The sequence below is a fragment of the Actinotalea sp. genome (assembly GCF_041597215.1).
In the GTDB taxonomy this organism is placed as follows: Bacteria; Actinomycetota; Actinomycetes; order Actinomycetales; family Cellulomonadaceae; genus Actinotalea.
Genome location: NZ_JBFHHB010000143.1, coordinates 1 through 8,456, shown reverse-complemented (window position 1 = coordinate 8,456; position 8,456 = coordinate 1). Strand labels below are relative to the sequence as shown.

10 protein-coding genes are annotated in these 8,456 nt (G+C 70.5%); 1 reads left to right on the top strand and 9 read right to left on the bottom strand.

Going from position 1 to position 8,456, the window contains the following annotated elements; translation table 11 throughout:
- Positions 1-612 (bottom strand): hypothetical protein (locus tag ABWK99_RS10755; protein ID WP_372594702.1); only part of this gene is annotated, 612 nt, incomplete at its 3' end.
- Between the two features lie 3 nt (positions 613-615).
- On the opposite strand from ABWK99_RS10755, the gene ABWK99_RS10750 reads away from it, so the two are divergent.
- Positions 616-771 (top strand): hypothetical protein, encoded by a 156-nt coding sequence (locus ABWK99_RS10750; protein WP_372594701.1) that lies wholly within the window; start codon positions 616-618, stop codon positions 769-771.
- Positions 772-824: 53 nt separating this feature from the next.
- On the opposite strand, the gene ABWK99_RS10745 is transcribed toward ABWK99_RS10750, so the two are convergent.
- The 8 genes from ABWK99_RS10745 to ABWK99_RS10710 all read right to left on the bottom strand — a co-directional run bounded on the left by ABWK99_RS10745 (position 825) and on the right by ABWK99_RS10710 (position 8,198).
- Positions 825-1,808: a sensor histidine kinase gene (locus tag ABWK99_RS10745; RefSeq protein ID WP_372594700.1), complete on the bottom strand. Its 984-nt coding sequence runs from the start codon at positions 1,806-1,808 to the stop codon at positions 825-827.
- Positions 1,809-1,948: 140 nt separating this feature from the next.
- A complete protein-coding gene (locus tag ABWK99_RS10740) occupies positions 1,949-2,692 on the bottom strand; it encodes a winged helix-turn-helix domain-containing protein (RefSeq protein ID WP_372594699.1) in 744 nt (247 codons plus the stop codon).
- Entirely contained in the window at positions 2,689-3,342 is a 654-nt protein-coding gene (locus tag ABWK99_RS10735; protein ID WP_372594698.1) for a hypothetical protein, read from the bottom strand. The genes ABWK99_RS10740 and ABWK99_RS10735 overlap by 4 nt, the downstream gene beginning before the upstream one ends.
- 20 nt (positions 3,343-3,362) lie before the next feature.
- Positions 3,363-3,677 (bottom strand): SHOCT domain-containing protein, encoded by a 315-nt coding sequence (locus tag ABWK99_RS10730; RefSeq protein WP_372594697.1) that lies wholly within the window; start codon positions 3,675-3,677, stop codon positions 3,363-3,365.
- 625 nt (positions 3,678-4,302) lie between these two features.
- On the bottom strand, positions 4,303-6,771 hold the full coding sequence (locus ABWK99_RS10725) for a heavy metal translocating P-type ATPase (RefSeq protein ID WP_372594696.1): 2,469 nt from the start codon (positions 6,769-6,771) through the stop codon (positions 4,303-4,305).
- Positions 6,772-6,835: 64 nt separating this feature from the next.
- Entirely contained in the window at positions 6,836-7,120 is a 285-nt protein-coding gene (locus ABWK99_RS10720; protein WP_372594695.1) for a metal-sensitive transcriptional regulator, read from the bottom strand.
- A gap of 336 nt (positions 7,121-7,456) precedes the next feature.
- On the bottom strand, positions 7,457-7,720 hold the full coding sequence (locus tag ABWK99_RS10715) for a metal-sensitive transcriptional regulator (protein WP_372594694.1): 264 nt from the start codon (positions 7,718-7,720) through the stop codon (positions 7,457-7,459).
- 73 nt (positions 7,721-7,793) lie between these two features.
- Positions 7,794-8,198, bottom strand: a complete 405-nt coding sequence (locus ABWK99_RS10710; protein ID WP_372594693.1) for a DUF302 domain-containing protein — start codon at positions 8,196-8,198, stop codon at positions 7,794-7,796.
- Between the last annotated feature and the right edge of the window lie 258 nt (positions 8,199-8,456).

Genomic DNA, 8,456 nt, shown 5'->3' with positions numbered 1-8,456 from the left:
CCCCCCCCGCGACCGGATACGTCGAGGGGATGCCTGAGGGATCGCGTCAAGGGCGGCGACGGCCGGCAGAGAGGGCTTCTCCTGCCCCGCCGCCACGAAGGCGTCGACGAGCTCCCAAAAATGACCCTCCAGGTGGCTGCGCACGACGTCGAGGTGCTGTGCGGGGTGTAGCTGGTGCCCGGACTGCGGTAAGGGATCGCTGTGATCGACTCGTCGTGGACGTGGGTCGCGATGGCGCCCTGGGCCTCGAGGTTCTGCAGGACCACCCCGGCCGCGACGAGCGCGACCTTCCCCCCCGATCGCCCAGGTCCGTGCCCGCGACCACTGCGAGGTGTTGGCGGCGCCCAGCACCCCGCCCGCGGCAGTGAACTGCAGGAGCAGGGTCAACCACCACAGCACCAGCGCGGTGACGGGCGTGGTCGTGAATGACCAGAGCCCGAGCGCAACGGCCGAGGCAAACACGAGCCCGCCCAGCGCCCCAGCCAGAAGCCCCCCGGCGATCCCCGGTCGCTTGGTCGCCTTGAGCAGCCAGAGCAGCAGCACGACCTCCGGCAGGAACGACGCATAGCCGGCGGGGATCCGCAGGAACAGCTGCTCCGGTGCGAGCACCACAGGGTGGTCCGCGCCCTCAAGCACGCCGGCGCCATGATCGGCGTCACGATTGGTCCGCTGGTCGGGCCAGTGGGTGGCCTGTACCTGCTCTTCCTGCTTCCGTTCCTGGACGTGGGCCTAGCGCGGAACATCATGTTCGACGCCGCACCACCGGCGTGAGCGGCATGGCTGCCGCGGCCCGCAGCGCCGCTCGGTGCCACATCGACAATGACTCATCGGCCGCTGCGGTCCAGGCGCCCCACGGGCAGGGTCACGACGAAGCTCGCGCCCGTCCCAGGCCCGATGCTGTGCGCGCGGATGTGGCCGCCGTGCGCCTCGGTCAGCGCCCGGGCGATCGCCAGTCCGATCCCGCTGCCGCCCTCGCCGCGCGCTCGGCCGTCGTCGACCCGGTAGAAGCGTTCGAAAACCCGCGGGAGGTGCTCGGCAGCGATTCCGTCTCCCGAGTCCCTCACCGTGATCTCGATCGCCTCCCCGACCGATCGTGCAGACAGCTCGACGTGCCCACCTGAAGGCGTGTGGCGCAGAGCGTTCCGTAACAGGTTGGCGAGGACCTCCTGCATCCTGTCCGGATCGACGAGGACCGGCCGGGAATCGGAACCAGGACGAAGCGTCAGGCGCACACCCTTGGCGTCGAAGGCCAGCGCCTCGGCGCGGGCAGCGACCCTCAGCAGGTCGCCCACGGCGATTTCGCGGACGTGAAGATCGAGCCCGCGCTCCTCGGCGCTCGACACGCGACCCACGTCGTCGACCAACCGTTCGATCCGGGAGATCTCGGCGTCGATGCGCTCGAAGGTGGCCCGGTCGGCCGGCAGGACACCGTCGGCGATCGCCTCGTGATACCCGCGCACGGTGCTCAGTGGGGTGCGCAGCTCGTGGGACAGGTCGCGCAGGACCTCGGCTCGCGACCTCTCGGTACGCGAGATGCTGCGGGCCATCTGCTCAAAGGCGTCGGCAAGGGCGTCGAGCTCGGCGCCGTAGCCCGAGCGAGCGACCCGGACCGCGTAGTCACCGGAAGCGACCGCCCCGGCTGCCTCGGACAGCTCCCGCAGCGGGCGCACGGCCCGACGGGAGACGAACGAGCCGACCGCGAGGGCAGTGAGCGCAGCCACGATGATCGCCACGCTCAGGGAGACCAGGATCGCCCGAGAGAACGCCATGTCCAGGTGGGTGGCCAGCTCGGTGGTGATGGGGCCCACCGCGTCCTCGACGTGCCTACGAAACATCCCTGGGGCAAGCCCCAGGGCGACGACGAGCAAGGTGAACCCGCCGGCGAGGATGACCAAGGCCTGCGCAAGGAGAAGGCGCGCGCCGAATGAGGCTCGCCGACCGGCGGGCCTCAAACGCCCGAACCCATCCGGTAGCCCACGCCACGAACCGTCCGGACGTACCGCGACTCGGCCGGGTCGTCGCCGAGCTTGCGTCGAAGATTGGCCACATGCACGTCGACCACGTGGTCGTCACCAAACCAGTCCGCACCCCACACGGCCTCCAACAGCGTGCGCCGGGCGAGCACGGCCCGCGGCCGCTCGGACAGCGTGTCCAGGATGTCGAACTCCGTCCGGGTCAATGCGATCCGCTCACCCGCCACGGAGACCTCCCGGCCGGCCACATCGATCACCAGGTCCCCGAAGACGCGAGCGGGGGCAACCATGTCGGCGCTGCGGGGACGCCGAAGCATGGCGCGCACGCGAGCCGCGAGCTCACGCGGGGAGAACGGCTTGGCGAGGTAGTCGTCAGCGCCCACCGACAGCCCGATCACCCGGTCCAGCTCGTCGGTCCGTGCGGTCAACATGATGACGTAGGCGTCGGAGAAGGAGCGCACCTGTCGACACACCTCGATCCCGTCGATCCCCGGGAGCATCAGGTCCAGAACGAGGACATCCGGCTCCCATGCACGCGCCCGGCCGACCCCCACCTCACCGTCGGGCGCCACGTCGACATCGAAACCCTCAGCTCCCAGGTACTCAGAGATCAGGCGCGCAATGGGGACGTCGTCCTCGACGACGAGCACGCGCCAGCGACGCCCGGCCGGCGCGTGAGCATCGATCGGGGCCGCCGAACGCAATCCAGGAGAAGTCACGGCTCCTCGGACATCCTCACGAATGCTCCGTGCCACGAGTGGTACCAGACGTCACCGGTCGTCGCGTTCACCGAGAGCATGCCGTCGACCTTCCCCTCGCGCAGCGTGTGCAGCGTGTAGTAGCCGGGAAAGGCGTCGGCGGTGGCCGCCGTGAGCCCGTCCCCGCCGGCCTGGCCGGCGAGCCACTCGTCGGCGATCCGCTGGGCCTCGGTCGCGCTGATCCGCGCGTCCGAGCCGCCGCGTGCCATCATGCCGTAGCTGGTGTTCCACATCCGCGCCGGCCCGAGCTCGATCTGCACGTCGCCCGAGACGGGGTCGATGAGCACCTCCGTGGCCAGGGAGCCGTCCGCCTCGATGAGCTCGGCGTAATACTGCCGTTCGAACTGCATCACCTCACCGACCACCAGACCCGGCCGGAGATCGGTCGCGAACTCCTGGGCCCGGTCCCGCGCGCCGACGAGGTCGACAACGGGCGTGCGGTCACCACTCAAGGCGACACCTCCGATCCCCGCTCCGCCCATCATCCCGTAGGCAGAGCCGTCCATACTTCCCGCGGTCCATCCGCCCCCGCCCAGCCCCTGGGTCACCATCCACGCGCCAGAACCCAGCATCGCGGCGACGGCGACGATCGGAACGGCGAATGTTCGCATGCGACGACTCATCGGGGCCGTCACTTCCCGCTTCGGCTCGCGCGCAACGTCGCACGCATCGACTCGTAGGTCGCGACGTCGATCTCACCAGCCGCGAAGCGGCGGTCCAGGAGCTGATCAGGAGTCTCGCCGGGCGCGACTGACGGGTAGCCGCCCGTCACCGCATCATCGCGTCGGCTGCTGGGGAAGGCGCGGACGACCAGCCACACCACCAGGGCGATCACCGCGACCCAGAACACCGCCATCGCAATCCATCCCCCCACGCCCATGCCGAATCCGTATCCCATCATCGTGACAACCTCTTTCGTGAGTACTTCCCGAGCTAACACCTCCATCGTGGTCCAGCCACCTCAAGGTGCCCCGCGCCGTAGCCTCAAGAGTTCCTCAAGCCCGGGGGCTGACCGGGGCGGCCACAAGGAGGGCGGCGAAAACACCGCCGTGGGTGCACCGGCCCGCGGTGGCGGTCTCGGGGGCCGGCACCGCGCAATCGACCGAGAGCGCTGGCAGCGCCTCGTCGTCGCGCGGGCCGGCCCCGTGCGCCCGCGATCAGTCGCGGGCGGCGTCCTGGCAGCAACCGGTAGCCCGGGTCTCCTCGGCAGTGGCCTCCGACGAGCCCGTCATCGTGGTGGTGCTCTTGCAGCAGTCGCTCATGATTCACCTCCCTTCGTCAGTCGTGTGGAGTTCCCGCGGCTGTCGCCGTGGGGAGCCGTGTCAGGGGGAGGACCGTGCTCGAGCGTCACGACCCTGGGTTGCGCCCTATGCCACTGCCCTGCCCGACCATGGCGAGCCTCGGCTCCGTCCGCGGGCGTTGCACGGGCTGCATGGCGGCATGCATCGCTGCCCGTTGCGGGTGAGGCGCAGCCCAACCGACGAGCGGAACCCGCCGCTGTGCCCCTCACCTCGGCACACCAGGCTCGGCGAACTGACCTCCTGAGCCGTGCAAGCGGCGGCGGGGCCGCGTCACTGCTCGACTCCCACAGCCTTCGCCGTCGTCACAGGCACCTCCCCAAGCGGACCGTTCGCCGGTGGGAGGTTCAGGCGCTTGAGAAGGAGGGCGTTGACCGCGACAATCACCGACGAGCCCGACATGGACAGTGCCGCGATCTCCGGGCGGAGCACGAGCCCGAAGGCGGGGGCGAAGACGCCAGCCGCGATCGGCAGGGCCAGGACGTTGTAGCCGATCGCCCAGCCCAGGTTCTGGCGCATCTTCCGCAGGGTTCCGCGGCCGATGCGCAAGGCAACGGGAACGTCGAGGGGGTCCGAGCGCATCAGCACGACGTCGGCCGTCTCGATGGCGACGTCCGTGCCGGCACCGATGGCGATCCCCACATCGGCGGTGGCCAGGGCGGGTGCGTCATTGACGCCGTCGCCGACCATCGCGACCCGCTTGCCCGCTCGCTGCAGCTCGGCGACCTTCTCAGCCTTGTCACCGGGAAGGACCTCGGCGATCACCGTGTCGATGCCCAGCTCGGCGGCGATGCGTCGGGCAGTTGCCTCGTTGTCACCAGTGAGCATCACGACCTGCACGCCCGACTCGTGCAAGGCCGCCACCGCCCGCCCGGCGCTCGGGCGCGCGGCGTCCGCCAGGGCGATGACACCGACCGCCGCGCCGTCGACGGCCACGAGCACCGCGGTGCGACCGGACGCCGCGAGCCTGTCCCGGTCGGCTTCCAGGGCGCCGAGCCCGACCCCTTCGCGGTCCATCAACCGACGGTTTCCCACCAGAACCGTGCGGCCCTGGACCACTGCGACGGCGCCGTGACCGGGCACGTTACGGAACTCCTCGACCGCCGGCACCTGGAGCCCGCGCTGGTCGGCGTGGCGGCCGATCGCCCGCGCGATGGGGTGCTCGGACTCGTGTTCGACAGCAGCGACCAGGGCGAGCATCTCGTCCTGGCTCATCTGGTGGGTGACCACGTCGGTGACCTCGGGCTCGCCCTTGGTCAGCGTGCCGGTCTTGTCCATCACCACGGTGTCGATCCGTGCCGAGGCCTCCAACGCGGTCGCGTTCTTGAACAGGACGCCACGACCTGCCCCGAGCCCGGTCCCAACCATGATCGCCGTGGGCGTGGCCAGCCCGAGCGCGTCGGGGCACGTGATCACGACCACGGTGATCGCGAACAGCAGGGCCGCCTGAAGGCTCGCGCCGGAGGCGAACCAGATCAGGAAGGTCGCCGACCCGCCGATCAGCGCCACCAGGACGAGCCAGAACGCGGCCCGGTCCGCCAGCCGCTGGCCCGGCGCCTTGGAGTTCTGCGCCTCCTGGACCATCGCGACGATCCGCGCGAGGGCGGTCTCGGCACCGACCTTGACCGCCCGCGCACGCAACGTCCCGGTGGTGTTGATCGACGCGCCGATCACCTCGTCCCCCGGCGCCTTGGCCACCGGCATCGACTCCCCGGTGACCATCGACTCGTCGACCTCGGACTCCCCCTCCTCGACGACCGCGTCGACGGGTACCCGGGCACCCGGGCGCACCAGCAGCAGGTCGCCGACAGCGACCTGGGAGGTCGGCACCTCGACCGTCTCCCCGTCGCGGAGCACCACCGCCGTCGCCGGGGTCAGCTCCAGGAGGGTACGCACGGCGTCGTTGGCACCGCCCCGCGCGCGCATCTCGAACCAGTGCCCGAGCAGCACGAAGGACGTCAGGACGGTGGACGCCTCGTAGAACACCTCCCCGCCGCCGGTCAACGTCACGACCAGGCTGTACACCCACCCCGCGCCCACCCCGACGGCGACGAGCACCATCATGTCCAGGGTCCGAGCACGCAGGGCGCTCCAGGCGCCCTCGAAGAAGATCCACGCGGAGATGAAGATGACCGGGAGCGAGAGCAGCAGGGCGAACACGTCGTCGCGAAGGCCGAAGGGCGCCGGCAGGGTGAAGCCGAGGACTTCCCGCCCGATCGGCGACCAGAGCAAGATCGGAACGGAGAGAACTGCGGCGAGCAGGAAGCGGCGACGCATGTCGGCGACCATGTCTGCCATCGACATGGTGCCGTGCCCGTGACCCATCGTCTCGTGCGCCGAGATCCCCACCGGCTCCGGAACCGCGGCCAAGCCGTGGCCCCCAGCCTCGTGCCCCGCGCCTTCATGCCCCGAGTCGTCGCCAGTGCCCACCCGCCGGACGTGAGGGGCGCGCCCGGTCCCGGGCAGCCGAACCCCCGGGAGTCGGCCGGTCTCGCGCACGGGCTCGCAAAGGTGCTCAGGCACCGAGCGGCCGGCGCAATGCAGGCCGCAGTCCCGGATCCATCCGGCCAGGACGGCCTCGTCGGTCTTGGCCGGGTCGTAGGTCACCGTCGCGGTCTGGTTCACGGCATTGGCCGCGACCCACATGACCCCCGGTCGTCGAGCGAGACTCGCCTCGAGGACCGCTGCCGAGCTCGCCCAGTTGATCCCCCGGACGTCCATCACCGTCGTCCTGCTGCTCATGCGAAGTCCCCTTCCGATCAGTGTGGCGGCGGCGCGTCACTCCGCGTCCGCCGTGTGAACGTCCTCAGCTCCGGACGAGCCGCGCGATCGCGTCCGAGGCTTCCTTGACCTTGGCCTCCTGCTCCGGACCGCCGAGGCGCGCTGCGTCGAGCAGGCAGGTGCTCATGTGCCGGGTCAACAGGTCCAGTGCGACCGCTCGAAGCGCGGCGGTCACCGCCGAGACCTGCGTCAAGGTCTCGATGCAGTACGCGTCTGACGCCACCATGCGCGCCAGGCCCCTGACCTGACCCTCGACACACGCCAGACGACGCACCAAGTCGGCCCGCTCCGGGGTCCGCTCAGACGTCATCGTGCACGCCCATGCCGGGGCTGGACCCGCATTGGCGACACCCCGGGCCTCTGGTGCCGCGACGGTCCCAGGTGAGCGGTGCCCTCGGGGTCGGGCCAGGTCGACTCTGCCCCCTGGGCTCACCCGAAGGCGCCGTCCCGTGCCTGTTCCTCGCGGTCCGCATCGCACACTCCTCCCGCTCGGGAGCATCAGCCCCGCCTTTCGATACCCCCCTAGGGTATGGGAGGGCGGAGGGTTGCGGGTGTTGGCTTGCGCTCACTTCGATGAAGAGATGGCGAAGGGCGCGCGTGCTGGGCGGCACTGACGGCCGGTCGCCTCCCCCGCGTCGGCATGTGCTCAGGCGAGCGAGAGAATGAGCTTCTTGAGTCGTTGTGCATCAGTCGGATCCTCGCCGCCGGCGCGGGACAGACACTCCGTGAGCCCCGTGGCCGTCAGGGCGAATCCGACTCGGTCGAGGCCGCGGCTGACAGCCGCGATCCTGGTGACCGCGTCCGCACAGTCATGACCTTCCTCGAGCATGCGCAGGATGGTGGTCAGCTGCACCTGGGCGAGTTGCCGGCGGCGGACGGTGGTTCCGATCTCGTCGGGGGCGATCTGCATGCCGGCTGCTTTCGTCTCGGTCGGTCACCGGGGGCTTCCGGTGGGAGTCCAGGTCTATCGGGAGTCGGGGCTCTCACACCGTCGGTGTCGGGCCCAGATCCTGAAGTGCCGCGGCGAGTCGTGACGCGGCGTCGTCGGCGACGGCCGCGAGCCCGTCGTTGCCCGTGAGGGTGACCATGACGTGCGGGTCGCTGGCCTCGACCACGGTGCGTCCCTGGCCCACCGAGCGCACGACCACGTTGCAGGGAAGGAGCAACCCGATCGACTCCTCGAGCTGCAGTGCGTGGTGGGCCAGCGGGGGGTTGCATGCGCCGAGGATCACCTGCGGTGCCATGTCGACGTCGAGCTTGGCCTTCATCGTGGCCGCCATGTCGATCTCGGTCAGGATTCCGAAGCCTTGGTCGGCCAGGGCCGCGCGTACGGCGGCCAGGGCCGTCTCGAAGGGGTGGTCGATGGTGGTGGTGAGGCTGTAGCTCATGAGGTGATCCTTCCGATCGGGTGGATGAGGCGTGCGCCCGAGGGCACGTGCTCACGCGGCGGTTGGCCGGATGAGGCGTGCCTGGTCACCGCGAACCTGCCTTGAGGACCGGGAGACCAGGGAGGTCTCGCGGTTCGAGGACGGCGCGCCGGTCGCTGCTGGTCGGCGCGACCGCGCCCTCAGCCTGGGCCTGGGCCTGGGCCTGGGCCTGGGCCTGGGCCTGGGCCTGGGCCTGGGCGATGTTGAACGGGCGTGGTG

Excerpts from the sequence above, each read along its gene's own strand:
- ABWK99_RS10735 (WP_372594698.1), bottom strand. The coding sequence starts at position 3,342 with ATGCGAACATTCGCCGTTCCGATCGTCGCCGTCGCCGCGATGCTGGGT.
- ABWK99_RS10730 (WP_372594697.1), bottom strand. The coding sequence starts at position 3,677 with ATGGAGGTGTTAGCTCGGGAAGTACTCACGAAAGAGGTTGTCACGATG.
- ABWK99_RS10725 (WP_372594696.1), bottom strand. The coding sequence starts at position 6,771 with ATGAGCAGCAGGACGACGGTGATGGACGTCCGGGGGATCAACTGGGCG.
- ABWK99_RS10720 (WP_372594695.1), bottom strand. The coding sequence starts at position 7,120 with ATGACGTCTGAGCGGACCCCGGAGCGGGCCGACTTGGTGCGTCGTCTG.
- ABWK99_RS10715 (WP_372594694.1), bottom strand. The coding sequence starts at position 7,720 with ATGCAGATCGCCCCCGACGAGATCGGAACCACCGTCCGCCGCCGGCAA.
- ABWK99_RS10710 (WP_372594693.1), bottom strand. The coding sequence starts at position 8,198 with ATGAGCTACAGCCTCACCACCACCATCGACCACCCCTTCGAGACGGCC.